General features: G+C 66.6%; 20 protein-coding genes. 7 read left to right on the top strand and 13 right to left on the bottom strand.

The window, feature by feature from the left end; translation table 11 throughout:
• Positions 1–1,260: a low temperature requirement protein A gene (locus tag WHH00_RS19395; RefSeq protein ID WP_406635370.1), complete on the top strand. Its 1,260-nt coding sequence runs from the start codon at positions 1–3 to the stop codon at positions 1,258–1,260.
• On the opposite strand, the gene WHH00_RS19390 is transcribed toward WHH00_RS19395, so the two are convergent.
• Together WHH00_RS19390 and gluQRS are read right to left on the bottom strand one after the other, a co-directional pair.
• A complete protein-coding gene (locus tag WHH00_RS19390; RefSeq protein WP_406635368.1) occupies positions 1,238–1,915 on the bottom strand; it encodes an HD domain-containing protein in 678 nt (225 codons plus the stop codon). The two genes, WHH00_RS19395 and WHH00_RS19390, sit on opposite strands and share 23 nt — an antisense overlap.
• 9 nt (positions 1,916–1,924) lie before the next feature.
• Positions 1,925–2,806, bottom strand: a complete 882-nt coding sequence (gluQRS, locus tag WHH00_RS19385) for a tRNA glutamyl-Q(34) synthetase GluQRS (protein ID WP_406635366.1) — start codon at positions 2,804–2,806, stop codon at positions 1,925–1,927.
• A 340-nt stretch (positions 2,807–3,146) separates the two neighbouring features.
• Here gluQRS and WHH00_RS19380 point away from each other — a divergent pair, with 340 nt between their 5' ends.
• Positions 3,147–3,605: an Lrp/AsnC family transcriptional regulator gene (locus WHH00_RS19380; protein ID WP_406638703.1), complete on the top strand. Its 459-nt coding sequence runs from the start codon at positions 3,147–3,149 to the stop codon at positions 3,603–3,605.
• A 3-nt stretch (positions 3,606–3,608) separates the two neighbouring features.
• Here WHH00_RS19380 and WHH00_RS19375 read toward each other — a convergent pair whose 3' ends face one another.
• Positions 3,609–4,064 carry an Lrp/AsnC family transcriptional regulator gene (locus WHH00_RS19375; protein ID WP_231456079.1) on the bottom strand — a complete coding sequence of 152 codons (456 nt, stop codon included), beginning with the start codon at positions 4,062–4,064 and terminating at the stop codon, positions 3,609–3,611.
• Between the two features lie 105 nt (positions 4,065–4,169).
• On the opposite strand from WHH00_RS19375, the gene WHH00_RS19370 reads away from it, so the two are divergent.
• A complete protein-coding gene (locus WHH00_RS19370; protein WP_231456080.1) occupies positions 4,170–4,823 on the top strand; it encodes a LysE family translocator in 654 nt (217 codons plus the stop codon).
• A gap of 6 nt (positions 4,824–4,829) precedes the next feature.
• Here WHH00_RS19370 and WHH00_RS19365 read toward each other — a convergent pair whose 3' ends face one another.
• The 6 genes from WHH00_RS19365 to WHH00_RS19340 all read right to left on the bottom strand — a co-directional run bounded on the left by WHH00_RS19365 (position 4,830) and on the right by WHH00_RS19340 (position 10,430).
• On the bottom strand, positions 4,830–5,807 hold the full coding sequence (locus WHH00_RS19365; RefSeq protein WP_406635364.1) for a hypothetical protein: 978 nt from the start codon (positions 5,805–5,807) through the stop codon (positions 4,830–4,832).
• 71 nt (positions 5,808–5,878) lie between these two features.
• Positions 5,879–6,253: a nuclear transport factor 2 family protein gene (locus tag WHH00_RS19360; RefSeq protein WP_406635362.1), complete on the bottom strand. Its 375-nt coding sequence runs from the start codon at positions 6,251–6,253 to the stop codon at positions 5,879–5,881.
• A gap of 42 nt (positions 6,254–6,295) precedes the next feature.
• Entirely contained in the window at positions 6,296–6,799 is a 504-nt protein-coding gene (locus WHH00_RS19355) for a DUF456 domain-containing protein (protein WP_406635360.1), read from the bottom strand.
• Positions 6,800–6,898: 99 nt separating this feature from the next.
• Positions 6,899–8,098 carry an NADP-dependent malic enzyme gene (locus WHH00_RS19350; RefSeq protein ID WP_406635358.1) on the bottom strand — a complete coding sequence of 400 codons (1,200 nt, stop codon included), beginning with the start codon at positions 8,096–8,098 and terminating at the stop codon, positions 6,899–6,901.
• 279 nt (positions 8,099–8,377) lie between these two features.
• On the bottom strand, positions 8,378–8,986 hold the full coding sequence (locus tag WHH00_RS19345; RefSeq protein ID WP_406635356.1) for a TetR/AcrR family transcriptional regulator: 609 nt from the start codon (positions 8,984–8,986) through the stop codon (positions 8,378–8,380).
• Between the two features lie 139 nt (positions 8,987–9,125).
• A complete protein-coding gene (locus tag WHH00_RS19340) occupies positions 9,126–10,430 on the bottom strand; it encodes an MFS transporter (RefSeq protein ID WP_406635353.1) in 1,305 nt (434 codons plus the stop codon).
• 122 nt (positions 10,431–10,552) lie between these two features.
• On the opposite strand from WHH00_RS19340, the gene rraA reads away from it, so the two are divergent.
• The 3 genes from rraA to WHH00_RS19325 all read left to right on the top strand — a co-directional run bounded on the left by rraA (position 10,553) and on the right by WHH00_RS19325 (position 14,462).
• Positions 10,553–11,053, top strand: coding sequence for a ribonuclease E activity regulator RraA (gene rraA, locus WHH00_RS19335; RefSeq protein ID WP_406635351.1), 501 nt, complete (start codon positions 10,553–10,555; stop codon positions 11,051–11,053).
• 106 nt (positions 11,054–11,159) lie between these two features.
• On the top strand, positions 11,160–12,812 hold the full coding sequence (locus tag WHH00_RS19330) for an MDR family MFS transporter (RefSeq protein WP_406635349.1): 1,653 nt from the start codon (positions 11,160–11,162) through the stop codon (positions 12,810–12,812).
• Positions 12,813–13,025: 213 nt separating this feature from the next.
• On the top strand, positions 13,026–14,462 hold the full coding sequence (locus WHH00_RS19325) for a sugar porter family MFS transporter (RefSeq protein ID WP_406635347.1): 1,437 nt from the start codon (positions 13,026–13,028) through the stop codon (positions 14,460–14,462).
• Between the two features lie 135 nt (positions 14,463–14,597).
• On the opposite strand, the gene WHH00_RS19320 is transcribed toward WHH00_RS19325, so the two are convergent.
• Positions 14,598–15,089 carry an N-acetyltransferase family protein gene (locus tag WHH00_RS19320; RefSeq protein ID WP_406638701.1) on the bottom strand — a complete coding sequence of 164 codons (492 nt, stop codon included), beginning with the start codon at positions 15,087–15,089 and terminating at the stop codon, positions 14,598–14,600.
• 153 nt (positions 15,090–15,242) lie between these two features.
• Between WHH00_RS19320 and WHH00_RS19315 the strand changes: the two genes are divergently transcribed.
• Positions 15,243–15,527: a hypothetical protein gene (locus tag WHH00_RS19315; protein ID WP_406635345.1), complete on the top strand. Its 285-nt coding sequence runs from the start codon at positions 15,243–15,245 to the stop codon at positions 15,525–15,527.
• Here WHH00_RS19315 and WHH00_RS19310 read toward each other — a convergent pair.
• The 3 genes from WHH00_RS19310 to WHH00_RS19300 all read right to left on the bottom strand — a co-directional run bounded on the left by WHH00_RS19310 (position 15,515) and on the right by WHH00_RS19300 (position 19,120).
• Positions 15,515–15,697 (bottom strand): hypothetical protein, encoded by a 183-nt coding sequence (locus tag WHH00_RS19310; protein ID WP_406635343.1) that lies wholly within the window; start codon positions 15,695–15,697, stop codon positions 15,515–15,517. The two genes, WHH00_RS19315 and WHH00_RS19310, sit on opposite strands and share 13 nt — an antisense overlap.
• A 133-nt stretch (positions 15,698–15,830) precedes the next feature.
• Positions 15,831–16,994, bottom strand: coding sequence for a mannitol-1-phosphate 5-dehydrogenase (locus WHH00_RS19305; protein WP_406635341.1), 1,164 nt, complete (start codon positions 16,992–16,994; stop codon positions 15,831–15,833).
• On the bottom strand, positions 16,994–19,120 hold the full coding sequence (locus WHH00_RS19300) for a PTS mannitol transporter subunit IICBA (protein WP_406635339.1): 2,127 nt from the start codon (positions 19,118–19,120) through the stop codon (positions 16,994–16,996). Before WHH00_RS19300 ends, WHH00_RS19305 begins: the two co-directional genes overlap by 1 nt.
• Positions 19,121–19,148 lie beyond the last annotated feature (28 nt).

Below are 19,148 nucleotides of genomic sequence, written 5' to 3'. Positions count from 1 at the left end.
ATGTCCTCCAATCCCCTCCGCCATGCCATGGCGCGCATGGGCGGCCGGGACCCGCACGAGACGCACCGGGCCGCCACTCCCCTTGAACTCTTCTTCGACCTGACCTTCGTCATCGCCTTTGGGGTTGCCGGCAGCCAGTTCGCCCATGAAATCGCGGCAGCCCATGTGGTCGCCGGGCTGCTGGGCTTCTCCTTCGCGATGTTCGCAGTGATCTGGGCCTGGATCAACTTCACGTGGTTCGCCAGCGCCTATGACACGGACGACTGGATCTTCCGCGTGGTCACCATGATCCAGATCGTGGGCGTCCTGATCCTGGCCATGGGGATCGAGCCCATGTTCCATTCGCTGGTGGAGGGCGAGCATGTGGACAACGCGGTGATGGTGGGCGGCTACGTGATCATGCGGCTGGCCCTGGTGTCCCAGTGGCTCAGGGCTGCCCGGCAGGACCCGGCCCGCCGCGAAACGTGCCTGCGCTACGCGCGATACCTCGCGCTGGTGCAGCTGGGGTGGATTGCGGTAGCCGTGATCGAGGCTGACGTTCCCACAACGCTGCTGATGATTGCGCCGCTGATCGTCCTGGAGATGTCCACCCCGTTCGCCGCCGAGCGGAAGACCCGGACCCCGTGGCATGCGCACCACATCGCCGAACGCTACGGCCTGCTGGCCATCATCGCCCTGGGTGAATGCCTGATCGGCGCCATCGAGACACTTCGGGCCATCGTGGCCAACCATGGCTGGAGCGTTGATGCGGCGCTGGTCGGTTTTGGCGGGACAGCGCTGGCGTTTGCCATGTGGTGGATCTACTTCATGCTGCCGGCCGGACGCGCCCTGCACCTGCGCCGGAACCGGTCCTTCCTCTTCGGCTACGGCCACATCCCCATCTTCGCCGCCATTGCCGCCACCGGCGCAGGCCTGCATGTCGCGGCCTACTACATTGACCATGAAGCCCATATCAGCGGCGCTGCCGCCGTGGCCAGCATTGCCATTCCGGTGGCGCTGTTCAAAGGCTCGGTGACGTGGCTGTACAGCATCATGGTGGGCCCGGACCGCACGGTGATCACGGTTGCCGGCGGTGTGCTGGCTGCGATGGGTGCTTCAGTCGGCCTGGCGGCGGCAGGCGTTTCGGTGCCCGTCTGCCTGCTGGTCATTGTGCTGGCACTCGGCGCCTCGATCGTGATCGACGAACGCCGGGGGTCCGGCCGGCTGCATCTTGCCCTTCAAAAGCTGGAAGCAGGAACTACCGGTCCCCGGGCGACTTAGCGCCGGAAGCCTCATTTCCCGCGGCGTCTGGATCCTGCACAGGCTCCGGGCCGGCGTCACCGTAGGACAGGTTCTCGTAATCCGTGGTGTCCTCCTCGTCCAGGCGGTCATCCAGTTCTTCCAGCAGCCACGGATTCACGCGGGCGAGGATCTTCCGGATCTCCTCGACCTCCACTGCGGCGTACAGCACGGGACGGGCATCCCGGTACTTGGTGACGGGCGGCCTGTCCGGCCACTTTTCCGCCAGGGCCCGGACGCGCTCCGGCAGCGAGTTGTGCGCGTTGTCCGCGATTTTGACCAGGGCGGCATCGTGGTGTTCGGCGATCTCGCGGATCCCTGCCTGGTAGTCGTCCGGGTTGCTGTGCAACCGGGTGGTGACCCGTTCAATGATTTCCACGGCCCGCTCAGATACGCCCATGTCCAGCAGGGCCTGCCTGGTCATGGGGGTGTCCTCGGCGATGTCATGCAGGTAGCCGGCGATGCGGATGTCGTCGTCGAAGTCGGCCAGCGCGTCCCCCACCGCGAGAACGTGGTCCTTGTACGGCCTCTTCAGTTTGTCCTTCTGGCGGTTGTGGGCCACCTCGGCGAGGACCTTCGCTGTTTCTACGGTGAATGTGGGTGCCGGGGTCTGCTCCGCAGCATGCTGGTCTGACATGCCCTAAGCCTACGGGCCGCTCCAGACCCAGGGCTTCCGCGGCAGGGAGTTCGGATCGAAAGCAGCCAAAGCTTTAGCGAGCGGTCCTGCCGGCAGCCCCAGCGATTCCAGTAGCCTGTCCCGCACGGCAGCGGGCGGAGTTCCGGCGTCGGCGAGGTCCTGCAGGGTTACTGCCCCGTCGCGCTTTGCAAGCCGGGCGCCGTCGTTGTTTACCACCAGGGGAACATGCTCATATTCCGGAGAAGGAATATTAAGCAGGGACGCCAGGTAGGCCTGCCTCGGGGTGGAGGAAAGAAGGTCGTCGCCGCGCACCACCTGGTCGATGCCCTGTTCTGCGTCGTCCACCACCACTGCGAGGTTGTAGGCGGTCACGCCGTCATTGCGGCGCAGCACGAAATCGTCCACCACGCCGGTGAACTCCCCGTGCAGGAGGTCCCGCACGGTGTACTCGGCGGCGCCGGCGCGAAGCCGGATGGCAGCCGGCCTGGTTGAGCGCTTGAACTCCAGCTCAGCGGGATCGAGGTTCCGGCACGTTCCCGGGTACGCACCCTGCGGCGCGTGGGGAGCCGAGGGCGCCTCCTGGATTTCCCGGCGGGTACAGAAGCACTCGTAGGTGAGGCCGGCCGCCTCCAGCCGTGAGATCGCTTCGGCGTACAGCGGGCCGCGGGCAGTCTGGCGCACCACGCCGCCGTCCCAGGTGACCCCTACAGCCTGCAGGTCCCGCAGCTGCCCGGCCTCCGAGCCGGCGCGGGCCCGGTCAAGGTCCTCCACGCGGAGCAGGAACCTGCGCCCGGTGGAACGGGCGAACAGCCAGGCCAGGATTGCCGTGCGCAGATTTCCTACATGCAGTTCCCCGGAAGGGCTGGGGGCGAAGCGGCCGGCGGACGTCATGGTTCAACACTAGGCGCGGGACGCGGTGCCCGGGGACAACACAAGGACCCCTCAGCTACCGATGACTTCGGAGATCCGACGCCGGTAGTTCAGGGGCCCTTGCCGTGTTTACAGAAAGACCATGGTGTGAACAAGAGTCATTCAGGGCAGCCTCCTTGCGGGAAGCGGTGTCCAGTGTCCGGGTGGTGTGCCGGCAGCCTGTGAGCCTGCGGGGATCAGCGGTAGCTTTGCCCTCATTGCCAACATTTCACCAGCATCCGTACAGTTGGTGCAACAGGCGCGGCCGCCGTTGAACAGTCTGACCACTCACGGCCGCGCAGAGGGACAGGAAGTGATCAGATTGCAGGAACTGGACTCCACCGACAAGCGGATACTGGGGGCCCTGGATGAGGATCCCCGGGTTTCCATCATGGTGCTGGCCCAGCGGCTGGGCCTGGCCCGCGGCACGGTCCAGTCGCGGCTGGAGCGCATGACGGCCTCGGGCGCCCTCCGCCCCAACAGCAGCAGGGTGCTTCCCGCCGCGCTGGGACGGGGAGTAGCCGCTTCCGTGAGCGCGGAGCTGGACCAGAGCCACCTCAACGAGGCCATTGCAGCGCTCCGGGACATTCCGGAAGTCCTTGAATGCCACGCTCCCGCCGGTGATACGGACCTGCTGATCCGCGTGGTGGCCACCAGCCCGGACGACCTCTACCGGGTGTCGGAGGAGATCAGGCTCTGCCCGGGGATAGTGCGGACGTCCACCAGCATGTTCCTGCGTGAAGTCATTCCGTACCGCACCACAGGGCTGCTTAAGGACTGACCCTTAAACCGGAGGGCCCGCGTTGGACTTCAGGTTCTTCATCACCAGCGTGGACGTGAGCCGCTCCACGCCGGGCAGAGACGTGAGCACTGCGTCGTAGAAGCGCTGGTACGCGGGCAGGTCCTCCGCGATGACCTTCAGCAGATAGTCGGGGGAACCGAAGAGCCGCTGCGCCTCCACAATGTTGGGATTGTCCGCCACGCGGTTCTCGAAGATCTCCATGGTTGCCTGGTCCACCTGGCGGAGCGTGACAAAAACAATAGCTTCGAATCCCAAGCCAACGGCGGAGGGGTCGATGTCCGCCTTGTAACCCCGGATGACGCCCGACCGTTCCAAGTCACGGAGCCGGCGGTGGCAGGGCGCAACCGTGAGGCCCACCTTTGCAGCGAGCGCCGTGGCCGTCATGCGGCCGTCCTCTTTCAGGTGACGCAAGATGTTTCTGTCAATATGGTCGATCACGCAAGAATCATACCGCCCGCGCTGCTTTGTCAGCGAAAAGGGAAAGCACTTCCGCGGCCAAAGTATCTAGTGTTTCTCCTGTTGGACCGCACCGCAGGAGAAACGATGAACCCCGAGCTTTTTATGGCCTTTGTGCTGGTGGCCGCCGCCCTTGCCTGCACCCCCGGGGTGGACTGGGCGTACTCCATTGCTGCCGGCCTCAGGCAGCGCAGCTTTGTGCCGGCCGTGGCGGGGCTCTGTGGCGGATACGTCCTTCACACGGTCCTCCTGGTGGCGGGGCTGGCCGCGGTCCTGACGGGTGCGCCCGGGGTCCTGGGCTGGATCACCCTGGCCGGCGCCGCGTACCTGATGTGGCTTGGCGTCAGCACCCTCCGCTCGTGGCGGGCAGCAAGCTTCACGGCCGACGGCGGCAGCGGGGGCGGCACGGGGCTCCGCACCTTCCTTCAGGGGATGGGAACCAGCGGCATCAATCCCAAGGGCCTGCTGTTCTACGTGGCGCTCGTTCCCCAGTTCGTCAGCGCGGACGCGTCCCTGCCGGTCCCGGTGCAGTCAGGCCTGCTGGGCATGACGTTCGTGCTGCTCGCGGGGCTGGTGTACACCGCCGTCGCCCTGCTGTCCCGCACCCTGCTGCAGACCCGGCCGGGCGCAGCCCGGACGGTGACGCTGGCCAGCGGAATCATCATGGTGGTCCTGGCGCTGGTGCTCCTTGCCGAGCAGCTGCTGCCGGTCCTCATGGCTAACACGGGCGCCGCCGGGTAGGCCGTCCTAGTCGCCGCCGAGCTTCTGCCAGTCCTGTTCCCAGATCCGGCGCATCTCCTCGTCCTTGCGGATGGGCACCGGCGCGGCAATCTCCCGCTGCGGCACGGGGTCCTCGCGCCGCCGCCCCCAGTCCCGCGGATTGAGCGACCTCCGGCTGGAGTCAAGCAGCAGCAGTGCCCGGTCGGTGAGGGCGTCGTTGCGCAGCGTCATGTGGGTTTTGCGCCGGCGCAGCACCTCGGTGAGGGTCTGGTTCGCGGCCTCCAGCCGCCCCTCCCGCCGCAGGGCCCGGGCCCGTACCAGCAGCAGCGCGGCGGAGAGGTCGTCCGCGTTGAGCAGCCCGTCGGTCCAGTCGATCACTGTCCGGCTCCTGCCCAGGGTCAGGGCCAGGGAACAGCGCACCAGGGCCATGGGGAGCGACGGCGGCAGCCCCGAGAGGGCGTCCAGCGCAGCTTCCGTGCGCCCCGTCTCCCGCAGCGAGTGCGCCAGTGCCAGGAACACCGATTCCTCGCTGAACAGGACCGGGATTTCCACCCGCTCCGCCAGCTCGATCCGGGTAACGATCCGCGTGAGGTAGGTCGAAGAGTAGCGGTTGGCCTCGTCCTCGTTCCTTGTGGTGAGGCCGCGTTGGAGAAGCTCTGATGCGCGCAGGTAGCCGCCCTGCTTGTAGACCAGCAGTCCGGACATGAGGTAGCAGAGACCAGCCCAGCCGGGATAGGCCCGTGCGAGCGTGATCAGCTGCTCCGGCTGGCGGCTGGTGAACACGGCGTCGTGCACAGCCTTGGCCGGCTTGGGCATCATGCGCTTTAGGCGGGGGATCTCACCGTCCACCGAGAGCAGCGAGGGGTGGCGCCCGCCGAGCACGCCGGTGAGCAGTTCGCCTACTCCCCCGGCAAGATCATGGACGGGGGTGCGCAGCTGCGGCGGGCCGAACGGTGTGAGGTCGCGGCTGTCCCAATAGATCGGTGCAGTGTCCCCGGCGGTCATCTTTCCATGCTAACCGTGCACAGCCGCCCACGCCGAGGCCCGCGGCTTCCGGCCCGACAGTACAGACAGGCTTAGGCCCGCTCCATGAACCATTCGGTGAATGCGGCGGCGCGGCCTTCATCGTCGAACCGGATGACCCACAGGTTGTCGTAGGAGGGCCTCCCGGCGGAGTAGGTGGTCACGCCCTGCACGAAGGCGGTGTCACCGTCCGCGCCGAGGAGCTGCCACGAAAAGGTCCAGTCTCCCGGTTCGTCCCGGGCCGCAAGCCAGCGGTCCACGATGCCGTCCCGGCCCAGCCACGGGTCCGGATCGCCCGGCCGCGTCTCGTACCGCGCGTCCTCCGTAAAGAGGTCCCGGATATCGCCGGGCAGATTGCTGGCCCAGGCCGCCTGGTATTTCTCCATCCAGGCGTGCACGTGGTCCCGGGCTGAACGTTGGTCCGTCATGCTGCCGTTCTACGCCCTGCGGCGTCCAGGCCGCAAGCTCTTTCAGCCGTTGGCGGCGGCCACCCAGACGCCGATCACCCAGGTGCTGGCGGCGAGGCAGGCCAGGCCGAACTCGGCAAGCATGCCCAGCCCGGTGGCTTTGAGGGCGGCCCAGCTGGAAGTTGTTGCGGAGCCGATGTTCCGGGTGCGCAGGAATTCGCTCAGCAGCAGGCCCGCGGCAAAACCCACAAAAAGCCCCACCACGGGAATGATGAACATGCCCACCACGCCCGCCACCAGGGCAACGGCGATGCTTCGGCTCGGAATGGAGTGCTCCTTGAGCTTCCGGCCCGTGAGGACAGCGCTGGCGGCCATGCCCGCCACCACAAACACCATGGCCACCGCGAACACCACCCAGCCCGCAATGCCGGCCCCGCCCCAGATGGCCCAGGCGAGCAGGCCCGCACCGATCAGGATGCTGCCGGGGAGGACCGGAATCACGGTGCCGGCCACGCCCACAAGGATTGCCAGGCCGCACAGGATGGTCACCACGGTTTCCGAGTTCATGGGTCCCAGTCTATGGTTGGCGCCCGGTTAACCCCCGACGGCGGCGCCTCCCGCGCAGGGGAGGCACCGCCGTCGTGCGTTCCTTTGGGGGAACGGGCGCTACTCGGCTTCCACGGCGGCCGCGACTGCCGCCGTCACGGCAGGGGCAACCCGCGGATCCAGGGGGCTGGGCACAATGTAGTCCGCCGAGAGGTCCTCCGCCGCAAGATCGGCGATGGCGTAGGCTGCCGCGAGCTTCATTGCCGGGGTGATGCGGCGGGCGCCGGCGTCCAGGGCGCCGCGGAAGATCCCCGGGAAGGCCAGGACGTTGTTGATCTGGTTGGGGAAGTCGCTGCGGCCGGTGGCCACAACGGCGGCGTACTTCACGGCGACCTCGGGGAGCACTTCAGGATCCGGGTTGGAGAGCGCGAAGACGATGGCATCCTGGTTCATGAGCTTCAGGTGCTCCTCGTCCAGCTTGGAGGAGGAAACGCCGATGAACACGTCGGCTCCGGCGAGGGCCTCGGCGGGGCCGCCTTCCAGGCCGCGCGGGTTGCTGCGGCCGGCGATGTCTGCCTTCTTGCTGGCGGTGTCCGCGGCAAGGTCTTTGCGGGCGCTGTTGATGACGCCGCGGGAGTCCAGCAGGACGACGTCGGTGATGCCGGCGGCCAGCAGGATTTCGGCGACGGCGATGCCGGCCGCTCCCGCGCCGGAAACCACCACACGGAGGCTTTCCAGGCCGCGGCCGGTTACCTTGGCGGCGTTGGTCAGCGCGGCGAGGGCAACGACGGCGGTGCCGTGCTGGTCATCGTGCATGACGGGGCAGTCCAGCGCCTCGATGAGCTTCTCCTCCAGCTCGAAGCAGCGGGGCGCGGAGATGTCCTCCAGGTTGACGGCGCCGAAACTGGGGCGCAGGCGGACCAGGGTCTCCACGATCTCGTCCACGTCCGTTGTGTTGAGGACCAGGGGGATCGAGTCGAGGTCGCCGAAGGTCTTGAACAGGGCGGACTTGCCCTCCATGACGGGGAGCGAGGCGCTGGCTCCGATGTTGCCGAGGCCCAGGACGGCTGTCCCGTCACTGACCACGACCACAAGCCGCTGGGCCCAGGTGAGCGTACGCGCGAGTTCGGGCTTGGCGTGGATGGCGCGGCTGACCTCGGCCACTCCCGGGGTATAGGCGATGGACAGGTCCCGCTTGTTGGAGAGAGGAACGGTGCTGGCAATGGAAAGCTTGCCGCCCTGGTGGGCGTCGAAGATCTCGGCTTCGCTCAGGGCGGTGGCTGCGGAATTGTCGGTTGCTGCAAGTGCGTCAATGGACACGTCGTTGTCTCCTGGTGCTGGCCGTGGGCGCACGGCTCGTGGGGCATGAGCCGTTGGCTCGGCGGTGGCTAGGGTGCGGCAGGATACCCAGGGGTGGCGGGCCCGTGGAAGCTGGGGGGATTGGTCCCCGCTGCTCCGTTTGGACAATCGTAGGGCCCGCCGAAGCGGGCTCCAGGCGACTTGACACCAATAAACGGCTGCCTAAGCGTTTTATCGCGGCAGTATGTGGCCCACGTCACGGCATTATGGCTGATTTAAGGCTGAATTGGTCTAGACCTGTTACGCGCTTTGGTGAAGTGTGTAGCCTGGCTCACGGGCCGGCGCGAGACGGTCGCACGCCTTTTTGAGGTCCTCTTCCGCCTCAAAGAGGGACAGCCGGCGGTTGCGGACAGAGTGGACCAGACCAGTGATGGCCAGCAGCAGCACGCGTGCGGCTGTGGCATCGCCGGAAGCCGCGGCAACCGCTCTTTCACTCAGCGCGTCGATGTCACGCAGGAGTGCGGTGGTATCCCGCTCCGGGAGGTAGACACCGCGGCTAAGGCACTGCTCCACCGCGGGTTGCATCACCCGCATATGGAAGATCTCCATCACCACATTGCTGAGGGCCCTGCTGCGGAAGCGCGCCGCCGTGGCCCGTCCGGTTCCCTGCAGCTCCTCCAGCTGATGGCGGTAGAGCGCGAGCATCAGGTGCGCCGGGGAGGGAAAGTACCGGTAGAGGGTACCCAGCGGCACGTCCGCCTTGGCCGCCACTTCAGCCATGTCCACAGAATCCAGGCCCTTGCGCGCAAACCCACCTGCAGCTTCCAGGATCTTGGTATAGCGGTGTCTCTGGCGCGGTGTGGAAGGCCTCGGGGCCATGGGCGGATGGTCTGAAATGGTGTCTGGCATCAGCATTTCCGGGGTTGTGTTCCTATGGTGCGGCAGCCACGGTCATCCCCTGCCGGACCGCCGGCAAATCCGGTTCAACTATACGGCACGGCAGTGTGCCGTAATTAGTCAGCGGCCTTAGTTCCGGGCCCGCGGCAGGTCAGCGGACGCTCTTGATTTTCACCACAAAGACGGCACCCAGCAGGCCGATGACTGCTGCCGTAACGAACAGGGAGCGGTAGCCTCCCCATGATGTGACAGCAACCAGGGCCAGCACCGGGGCCACCACCTGCGGTAGGGAATTGGCCACGTTGATGATGCCCATGTCCTTGCCGCGGTCCGATGCGAGGGGCAGGACCTGCGTCAGGAGGGCGAAGTCCACCGCCAGGTACGCCCCGAACCCGATCCCCAGAATTGCAGCGCCCGCCAGGGCTGCAGGCCACACGGGGAAGAGCGCCAGGATCAGGGCCGCCATGGCGATGATGGCCGAGGAGCCGATGACGAACGGCTTGCGCCTGCCAACCCTGTCGCTCCAGGGACCGGCCACCACGGCCGTGATCATCACCATCAGCGTGTAGGTGCCGGTGAGCACCAAATAGCCAGCTGGCGGGTTCTCATGCTTCAGGATGTCCCGGAGGAAGAAAAGCAGGTAGACAATGCTCAGCTGGTTGCCTACGTTGACCAGGAAGCGCGTAAGCCAAGCCCAGGCGAAGTCCGGGTAATGCCGCGGGCTGATCCAGAATCCCCGAAGGAACACCCCAAGGCGGAAACGCGGCAGAACGCCCTTGGGGAGCACTGGATCATCGCTGTGGAAGAGGTATGGCAGCACAGACAGGAGAAGGGCGGCGGCGCAGAGCCAATAGCCCACCATGAAGTTGCCGGAAACCACTGCGCCGAAGACAGCGCCGAAGAGGATACCCAGCGTCTGGCCCATGGCTGCCAGTCCGCCCACCTTTCCGCGTTGAGGCACAGGCACCCTGTCCGGGACGGCGGCGGTGATGGCAGCGTAGGCAGCGTTGGCCCCCAACTGGACCAGGCACCAGAACAGCACCATGAGGGCCACCGTGGCCGCTCCGGACATGGCCAGCAGGGCCGCCGTTGCCAGCACCGCACCCGCCAGTATCCAGGGCGAACGGCGGCCAAAGCGGGACGTGGTGCGGTCCGAGAGGGCGCCGAAGAGCGGGTTTGCCACCAGTGATACCGCGGCTCCGCACGCGGTGGCGAGGGACAGGATGGCTTCTTTGTTCGCTTCATCGAAGCTGATGGCCTGCAGCCCGATGAAGATTTGGATTGGGCCGAAGAACGCGGCGTTGATGCCCACGTTCACCAGGACCAGCCCGGTCACCCACCGTGCGGTGACCTTCCGCGTTGGTTCGGCGAGTGCCGCCGTCGCACCGCCCTGCAGACTGGCCCCGTGGCCCTGGCGTGCGGGGTCAAGGGGTGCGGGCGTATCGGACAGACTCATGATGTGTTCCCCCGGCTGCGGCTAAATGGCGACGGAGTCAGACTATCGTGGGCGGTACCGCCCCGCCGGGTATGACGGCGGCGGCGGCTACCAGAACGGCCACGAGCATCGAGGAGAACACCATGAGCGCAGCGTCAACGCCGGCGGAGGGCACCGCCGCCGTTAACACGGCGGACCTGTACGACGAACGCGGAGACGAACTGGCGTCCATATCGCTGCAGTTCCAGTCCCTGGGCGGCCGCTCCCACTTCAGCGGACAGGCACGTACCATCCGCTGCTTCCAGGACAACGCCCTGGTGAAGTCCACGCTGGCCACGCCCGGCAACGGCAAGGTCCTGGTGGTGGACGGCGGCGGCTCCCTGGGCACGGCCCTGATGGGGGACATGATCGCGGAGAGCGCAGTGGCAAACGGCTGGGCCGGCGTCGTTATCAACGGGGCGATCCGCGACCGCGAGGCAATCGCCGCCCTGGACCTCGGCGTGAAGGCCTTGGGCAGCAACCCCCGCAAGAGCGCCAAGGCCGGCGCCGGTGAGGTGGATGTGGATGTGGAGATCGACGGCGTGGCCATCCGTCCCGGGTGCATGATCTGGTGCGACCCGGACGGGATCCTCGTAGAGCGGTAGCGCCGGGCCGGAAAAAGTTTCTCCAGGGGAGGAATAGGACCGGGCATACGATAGTTACTGAAAGCAACTATCATTGCGTGATCCCTTTCCTTCCCCTGGAGTACCCATGCCCACCGCACCTGCCGCGCGCGCCGCCGGAGAAACCCTGACACAGCGCCAGATTGTCACCGTGATGGTGGGCCTGATGCTGGGCATGTTCCTGGCATCGCTGGACCAGACCATTGTGTCCACATCCATTTACACCATCGCCAACGACCTGGACGGGCTCTCGCTCCAGGCCTGGGCAACCACTGCCTACCTCATCACCTCCACGGTCAGCACACCGCTGTACGGCAAGCTGAGCGACATCTTCGGCCGCCGCCCGCTGTACCTGACCGCCATCGTGATCTTCCTGGCGGGCTCCCTGTACGCAGGGTCGGTGCACTCCATGACCGAACTGGCGCTGGCCCGCGGTGTCCAGGGGCTCGGGGCCGGCGGCCTGCTGGCGCTCGCGCTGACCATCATCGGCGACATCGTCTCGCTCAAGGACCGGGCGAAGTACCAGGGCTACTTCATGTCCGTGTTCGGCATCTCCTCCGTTCTGGGCCCCGTGGTGGGCGGCGCGTTCGCCGGTTCCGCCAACATCCTCGGTTTTGAGGGCTGGCGCTGGGTGTTCTTCATCAACCTGCCCATCGGTCTGGCCGCGCTCGCCGTGGTGTTCCTGTTCCTGCACCTGCCGGCCAAGCACGTGAAGCAGAAGATCGACTACTTCGGCGCCGCGGCCATCACGCTGGCCATCGTTCCGCTGCTGCTGGTGGCGGAGCAGGGCCGCAGCTGGGGCTGGACGTCCTTCAACTCTTTCCTCTGCTACGGCCTGGGCGTGGCGGGCATCGCCTGGTTCCTGCTGGCCGAGAAGCGGGCCGGCGATTACGCCCTCATTCCCCTGCGACTCTTCCGGAACGCGACCTTCGGCCTGTCCTCGCTGCTGAACTTCATCATCGGCATCGGCATGTTCGGTGCCATCGCCATGCTCCCGCTGTACCTGCAGCTGGTAAAGGGCCTCACGCCCACGGAAGCGGGCCTAATGATGATCACCTTCACCATAGGCATCCTCAGCGGCTCCATCACGGCAGGCCGCACCATCTCGGCGTCCGGCACGTACCGGATCTTCCCCATCATGGGCACGGCCATCCTCACCGCCGCCGCCACCGCCATGGGTCTGTCCCTGAGCGTGGACACCGGCCTTTGGGTTCCCGGCGTGATCGCGGTGTTCTTCGGAATGGGCCTGGGTTTCTGCATGCAGCCGCTCACCCTGGCCATGCAGGTGTCCGTGCCGCGCCGGGACATGGGCGTGGGCACCTCCTCCGCCGCGTTCTTCCGCTCCATGGGCGGCGCCGTAGGCACGGCCGTGTTCATCTCCATGCTGTTCAGCCTGGCCGCCACCCGGATTGCCGACACCATGAAGGCCGCGATGGGAAGTGCGGAGTACCAGGCAGTCCTGCAGGACCCGGCGGTGGCAACGGACCCCGCCAACGCCAAGCTGTACGAGTTCTTCCAGGACGGCGCGACCAACGATTCCCTCAATGACACCAGCTGGCTCCACACCGCCAACAGCACCCTGACGCGCCCCATCACGGAGGGCTTCGCCTACGCCATCGATGCCGTCATGCTCACCGCGGCCGTGCTCACCGGCATCGCGTTCCTGATCAGTTTCGCCCTGCCCAACAAGAAGCTCACGGATCCCAAGGCGGCCTCCCAGGAGACGGTGCCGGCCCACTGAGCCGGCCCGCCCCGCCCCGCAGGACGACGACGGCGGCCCGCCCCGCCGTCGTCGTCCCCTGTTTGCGGACAAGCGGCCCCGTATCCGGCGCCCGACTGGAACGGCGCCCCGTGGCATGGAACACTGTGTAACGCGTGTGCGCCGGCCCAGGGCCGGTTCCGCAGCCGACGACGTCCGCACCGCATCCACCAAAACCCAGACCTAGGGAGACCCATGCCCACTGCACAGGAGCAGACAACCGCCCAAATACCGCAGCGGGTGATCTGGCTGGCGCTCGCGGGCGCGGTGGGCGGATTCCTGTTTGGCTTTGACTCGTCGGTGGTCAACGGCGCCGTGGACGCCATGAAGGACGAGTTCGCGCTGTCAGAGGCCGTAACCGGCTTCGCGGTGGCCGTCGCGCTGCTTGGCTGCGCTGCGGGCGCCTACCTCGCAGGCAAAGTGGCAGACCACTATGGGCGCATCCCCGCCATGAAGCTGGGCGCGCTGCTCTTCCTGGTGAGCGCCCTGGGCACGGGCTTCGCCTTCGGCGTCTGGGACCTGGTCTTCTGGCGCCTGGTGGGCGGCCTGGGGATCGGCCTCGCCTCGGTCATCGCCCCGGCCTACATTTCCGAGATTTCGCCGCGGCACGTCCGCGGCCGGCTGGCCTCGCTTCAGCAGCTGGCCATCACCACGGGTATCTTTGCGGCGCTGCTTTCAGACGCGCTCCTGGCAACCGGCGCCGGCGGCGCCGGCCAGGCCTACTGGCTGGGGATCGAGGCCTGGCGCTGGATGTTCCTGGCCGGAGCCCTGCCCGCGGTCGTGTACGGCTGGATCGCCTTCACCCTTCCCGAGTCCCCGCGCTTCCTGGTGTTCCAGGGCAAGGAAGACGAAGCCCGGAAGGTCTTCGATTCCATCGTCCCCGCCGGAGAAACGGACCGGCACATCCGCGAGATCCGGGACGCCATCGAAGAGGACAAGCTGGCCGGCCAAAAAGGCTCCGTGCGCGGCAAGACGTTCGGCCTGCAGGCAGTGGTGTGGGTGGGCATCACTCTGTCCGTCCTGCAGCAGTTCGTGGGCATCAACGTGATCTTCTACTACTCCACCACCCTCTGGAAGGCCGTGGGCTTCCAGGAGAAGGACTCGCTCACCATCTCCGTGGCCACGTCCGTCACCAACATCCTGGTCACGCTGGTGGCGATTGCCCTGGTGGACCGCATCGGCCGCCGACCCATCCTGCTGGCCGGTTCCGTGGGCATGGCGGTGTCCCTGGGCGCCATGGCCCTGGCCTTCTCCACAGCCGTGGGTTCCGGTGAGGAGATTTCCCTGCCCGGCGCGTGGGGTCCGGTGGCGCTGGTGGCGGCCAACGTCTTTGTGGTCAGCTTCGGCGCCTCGTGGGGTCCGCTGGTGTGGGTCCTGCTGGGTGAGATCTTCCCGCCCCGGATCCGCGCCCGCGCCCTGGGACTGGCCGCGGCGGCCCAGTGGGTGGCGAACTTCGTGATTACGCTCAGCTTCCCCGTGATGGCCGCCGGCTCGCTGCCGCTGACCTACGCCATGTACGCCCTGTTTGCCGCGGCCTCCTTCTTCTTCGTGATGTTCAAGGTCCCCGAAACCAACGGGATGTCCCTGGAGCAGGCCGAAACGCTGTTCGTGCGCAAGGGCTCCGCCGCGTAGGGTAACGCTCTTTCACCTACTGCCGGATTTCCCCGGACGCTCTTTCACTTAATGCCGGAAAACCGTAAACCCTCCTTCACTTTTTCATGTGCGGGAGGGTTTACGCGTTCCCGGGCACGGGGCGCCGCCGGGCCATCAGAGCGGAAGCTTCATGCCTTCATGGTCTGCCGCGAAGCCGAGCCGCTGATAGAAGCGGTGCGCCGCAGTCCGCGATTTGTGGGTGGTCAGCTGCATCAGTGTGCAGCCGCGGCGGCGGGACTCCTCGATGGCCCACTGCATCATGCGTCCGCCAATGCCCTGGCCCCGGACGCCGGCCGCCACCCGCACTCCCTCGACCTGCGAGCGCCACGCACCCTGCCGCGAGATGCCGGGCAGGAAACTGATCTGGAAGGTAGCCACCACAGGACCGCCAACTGCCCCTTGCGGCGCCAACTCCCCCACGACGAGCAAGTGGCGGGGGTCGGCGTCGATCGCTTCAAAGGCGCGCTCGTAGGGTTCCATATCCCCTTGGCGCTCCCGCCCGGCACCCATGGAATCATCCGCGAGGAGCCGCACGATGGCAGGCAGGTCCCCGCGCACGGCGGGACGGAGCCGGAAAGTCCCGCCGTCGACGTCGGCCGTCAGCAAAAAGGGCGGGGCACCTGGGTTGCGGATCACCCCTCCAGCATTCCACGGCCGGCTGCCACGGGCCGGGAGCGTGGATTCCTTGTGATCCGCCGCGCCCCATGCTGGGCTGGGGGACCAGCGTTGGAATGCATGGCCTAATTGGGGAGGTCCGTGATGGATCAGACAACAGCGTCAGGCTTGCCGGGGAAAACCCTGCGGGCAGGAATCATCGTTGGAGTGGTTGGCGCGTTCGCGGTCATCCTCGCACCCCAGATACTGCAGACGCTGCAGCTGGGTCCGTCCTACTCGCAGGCTGTGGCCGCGGCCCTCAGCGTGGCGTTCCAGCTGGTCACGCTGTTCTTCCTGCCGTTGTCCGCGGCGCTGATAGCCGCCTCCCTGGTGATGCGGTACCTGGCCTCAGTGCTCACCGGGGATGCGGCGCACGGTCAGGCGAAGTAGACGCCGATCCGGTTGCCGTCGATGTCCTCGATGCGGATGTCGATGTCGTAGACGTCGCGGAGCATGGCCTGCTGCATGATCTGGCGGGGGCTGCCCTGGTGCACCAGCCGCCCGCCCTTCATCGCCAGGATGGTGTCCGAGTAGCAGGACGAGGGGCAGTATTCCTTCACCAGTGGGGGACATCACAAGGCACGACGCCGGCACTTGGGTGAGTGCCGGCGTCGTGATTGCAGGAGGGTTGGGGGGAAAACCGCATCAACTGCGAGAGCGTTGCCGAAAAAGCCGCATCAACTGCGGGAGCGTTTAGGCCGGGGCTTTGGCCGCCTCCGCCTGCCGCTCCTCCACCAGGGTTGCCACCGCGTTGAACAGCGGGTGTTCCGGTTCCAGCCCGGTGATGCGGGCGGTGGCGTCCGCGGGGCTGGAGGAAGCCAGGATCCCGGCCAGATCGGTTGCCTCGGCGTCCGCCGGATCGGTGAAGCGCAGGGCCGCTGCGATGGCGCCCAGGAGCGCCTCCGGCACAATGCCCCGCTCCGCCAGCTCGGCGGCCGGCCCGATGAACCGCTCATGCCGGCTCAGCTTCCGCAGCGGCGCGCGGCCCACCCGGTTCACTGTGTCAGGCAGGTACGGGTTGGAGAACCGGACCAGGATCTTCTGGACATAGGCCTCCTGTTCGTCGTTGCTGAAACCGTGCTTGGTGACCAGCAGCTGCTTGGTCTCCTCCAGCACCGCCCGAACGTCCTCGGCCACGTCCTGGTCTGCCATGGCCTCGGAGATCTTCTCCAGGCCCGCCTCGAACCCGAAGTAGGCCGCAGACGCATGGCCGGTATTTACCGTGAACAGCTTCCGCTCGATGTACGGCGAGAGGTCGTCAACGAACGTGGCACCCGGGATGACCGGTTCCGCCCCCGCAAAGGCGGTGCGGTCGATGACCCATTCGTAGAACGTCTCCACGGTGACGTCCAGGCCCTGCCCGGGCTCCTGGTTGGGCACGATCCGGTCCACGGCGGTGTTGGCGAACACGGCTTTCCCGTCCAGCGCACTGGCGGCAGCCCCCGGCTGGGAGGCCACCTCCTTGGCCAGGATGTCCGTAGCATTGATGGCGTTCTCGCAGGCCATGACCTGCAGCGGGGCCAGGTTCGTGTCCCTCGCCGCAATGCCCTTGGCGATGGCAGGGGCAACGAACCTCAGGATGTGGGGCCCCACGGCGGTGGTGACGATGTCCGCCGCCGCGATCTCTGCGATGAGCTCCTCTTCCTGGGTGGTGGAGTTCAGCGCCCGGAAGTTGTTGACCGTCCGGACCGCAGGGTTCTCCCCCACCTCGTGCACGGCGTAGCTGTCCGCCGCTGCCAGGCGGGCGATGAGGTCCTCGGCCACGTCGGCGAACACCACCTCGTACCCGGCGTCGTGCAGGAGCAGTCCCACAAAGCCACGGCCGATGTTCCCGGCCCCGAAATGAACAGCCTTCACTATGAGTTGACCTTTCCGAAGAGTTCCAGGACTTCATCCACCGAGGTGGCTGCTTCCAGCCGGGCAACCTGCTCCTTGCTGGTGAAGACCTTGGCGATGGAGGACAGGATGTGCAGGTGCTCGTTGTTGACCCCTGCAACGCCCACCACGAACTTGACCTGCTTGCCGTTCCAGTCGATCCCCTGGGGGTAGCGGATCACGGATACCGCGGACTTCCGGATGTGGTCCTTGGCGGCATTTGTTCCGTGCGGGATGGCCAGGAAGCTGCCCATGTACGTGGACACCGATTCCTCGCGCTCGTGCATCGCGGCAATGTAGCCCTCGTCCACGGCGCCGCGGGCCAGCAACAGCCTGCCGGCCTCGTCGATTGCGGCGTCCCGGGTTGTGGCTGAGCCGTCCAGCACCACGCTTTCACGCGCCAGGATTTCCGGTGCACCGGCCGTGCCCTGCGTACCGGCCGTGCCGGCGGCGGGAGCCGCGTCAGTGGGGGCGTCGGCCGCGTGGGCGCCATAGGTGGCGGCGGCACCGGCGGAAGCTCCTGCTGCAGCTGCCGTTCCCGGGCCAGCGGCGGATGCGCCGCCGGGCGTTCCCGCACCGGCGTCCGGACCTTCCGTTGCCACAGCACCCTCGGTGTTGCTCTCCCTGACCAGATCCACGATTTCGTCGTAGCGGGGGCTGCTCATGAAGTTGTCAACGGAGTAGTGGACGGCACTGGACGTTGCGGGCTTGGCCCGTTCCGTCAGGTCCTGGTGGGTGATGACCACGTCGTAGTCGTCGCGAAGGTTGGCGATGGCCGCGTTGGTGACCTTGACGTCCGGGAACCCGGCAGCCTTGATCTTGTTGCGCAGCACAGAGGCGCCCATGGCGCTGGAGCCCATGCCGGCGTCGCACGCGAACACGATGTTGCGGACCGGTCCGGCCAGGACGGCCACACCACCCGCAGCCGCTCCGGCACCTGCACCCGCACCCGTCAGGGTGGAGGAGACGGAGCTCTTCTTGCCCTTCATCTGCTCCATCCTGGAGGTGGCAGCACTCAAGTCGCCCTCATCGCTGTGCTTGGTGGTCTTCATGATGATGGAAGCCACCAGGAAGGAGGCGGCCGTGGCCAGCAGGACCGCGAGAATCACTCCGAGGTAGCTGTCCCGGGAGGTCTGGGCGAGCACGGCGAAGATGGAACCTGGGGCGGCCGGCGCTACCAGGCCCGAACCGGTGATGGCCAGGGTGGCGATGCCCGTCATGCCGCCGGCGATGGCTGCAAGGATCAGCAGCGGACGCATCAGCACATACGGGAAGTAGATCTCGTGGATACCGCCCAGGAAGTGGATGATGGCGGCACCGGGTGCGGACGCCTTGGCTGCGCCGCGGCCAAAGAACATGTAGGCAAGCAGGATGCCCAGGCCGGGGCCCGGATTTGCCTCAAGCAGGAACAGGATGGACTTGCCCTGCTCCAATGACTGCTGGACGCCCAAGGGGGTGAGCACGCCGTGGTTGATGGCGTTATTCAGGAAGAGCACCTTGGCCGGCTCGATGAAGATGCTGGTGAGCGGCAGCAGGCCGTTGTCCACCAGGAACTGGACCACCCTGCCGGCACCCTCGCTGAAAGCCGTAACCACCGGGGCAATGCCGTAGAAACCGAGCAGTGCCAGCAGCGCTCCCCAGATGCCCGCCGAAAAGTTGTTGATGAGCATCTCGAACCCGGGCCGGATCTTGCCGTCCCAGATGGAGTCGATCTTCTTCATGGTCCAGCCGCCCAGCGGGCCCATGATCATGGCACCGATGAACATGGGGATGCCGGCACCCACAATCACGCCCATGGTGCCGATGGCACCTACAACGCCGCCCCGGACGTCATAAACCATCCGGCCGCCGGTGTAGGCGATCAGGAGCGGCAGGAGGTAGGTGATCATCGGGCCTACCAGGCCAGTGTTTGCCACGCCGTCCGTCTCGCCGAAGCCGCCCAGCTGCGGAACGGGCAGCCAGCCCTTCTCGATAAACAACGCGGTAATGAGTCCCCAGGCAATAAAGGCGCCGATGTTTGGCATGATCATGCCGGACAGGAACGTCCCGAACTTTTGGACGTGCACGCGCGCGCTGGTGCGGGGTTTTGCAACTGTCTCTGTTGCCATGTGATTTCCTAACCGTCATTCCTGCGGC

Source organism: Pseudarthrobacter quantipunctorum (genome assembly GCF_045291495.1).
GTDB classification, from domain to species: domain Bacteria; phylum Actinomycetota; class Actinomycetes; order Actinomycetales; family Micrococcaceae; genus Arthrobacter; species Arthrobacter quantipunctorum.
The sequence above is the reverse complement of the archived record's forward strand: the minus strand, read 5'-3'. Positions and strand labels throughout refer to the sequence as shown.

What these genes read in the sequence shown, in the direction of transcription:
- WHH00_RS19395 (WP_406635370.1), top strand. Translation starts at nt 1, where the DNA reads ATGTCCTCCAATCCCCTCCGCCATGCCATGGCGCGCATGGGCGGCCGG.
- WHH00_RS19390 (WP_406635368.1), bottom strand. Translation starts at nt 1,915, where the DNA reads ATGTCAGACCAGCATGCTGCGGAGCAGACCCCGGCACCCACATTCACC.
- gluQRS (WP_406635366.1), bottom strand. Translation starts at nt 2,806, where the DNA reads ATGACGTCCGCCGGCCGCTTCGCCCCCAGCCCTTCCGGGGAACTGCAT.
- WHH00_RS19370 (WP_231456080.1), top strand. Translation starts at nt 4,170, where the DNA reads ATGAACCCCGAGCTTTTTATGGCCTTTGTGCTGGTGGCCGCCGCCCTT.
- WHH00_RS19365 (WP_406635364.1), bottom strand. Translation starts at nt 5,807, where the DNA reads ATGACCGCCGGGGACACTGCACCGATCTATTGGGACAGCCGCGACCTC.
- WHH00_RS19360 (WP_406635362.1), bottom strand. Translation starts at nt 6,253, where the DNA reads ATGACGGACCAACGTTCAGCCCGGGACCACGTGCACGCCTGGATGGAG.
- WHH00_RS19355 (WP_406635360.1), bottom strand. Translation starts at nt 6,799, where the DNA reads ATGAACTCGGAAACCGTGGTGACCATCCTGTGCGGCCTGGCAATCCTT.
- WHH00_RS19345 (WP_406635356.1), bottom strand. Translation starts at nt 8,986, where the DNA reads ATGCCAGACACCATTTCAGACCATCCGCCCATGGCCCCGAGGCCTTCC.
- WHH00_RS19340 (WP_406635353.1), bottom strand. Translation starts at nt 10,430, where the DNA reads ATGAGTCTGTCCGATACGCCCGCACCCCTTGACCCCGCACGCCAGGGC.
- rraA (WP_406635351.1), top strand. Translation starts at nt 10,553, where the DNA reads ATGAGCGCAGCGTCAACGCCGGCGGAGGGCACCGCCGCCGTTAACACG.
- WHH00_RS19330 (WP_406635349.1), top strand. Translation starts at nt 11,160, where the DNA reads ATGCCCACCGCACCTGCCGCGCGCGCCGCCGGAGAAACCCTGACACAG.
- WHH00_RS19325 (WP_406635347.1), top strand. Translation starts at nt 13,026, where the DNA reads ATGCCCACTGCACAGGAGCAGACAACCGCCCAAATACCGCAGCGGGTG.
- WHH00_RS19315 (WP_406635345.1), top strand. Translation starts at nt 15,243, where the DNA reads ATGGATCAGACAACAGCGTCAGGCTTGCCGGGGAAAACCCTGCGGGCA.
- WHH00_RS19300 (WP_406635339.1), bottom strand. Translation starts at nt 19,120, where the DNA reads ATGGCAACAGAGACAGTTGCAAAACCCCGCACCAGCGCGCGCGTGCAC.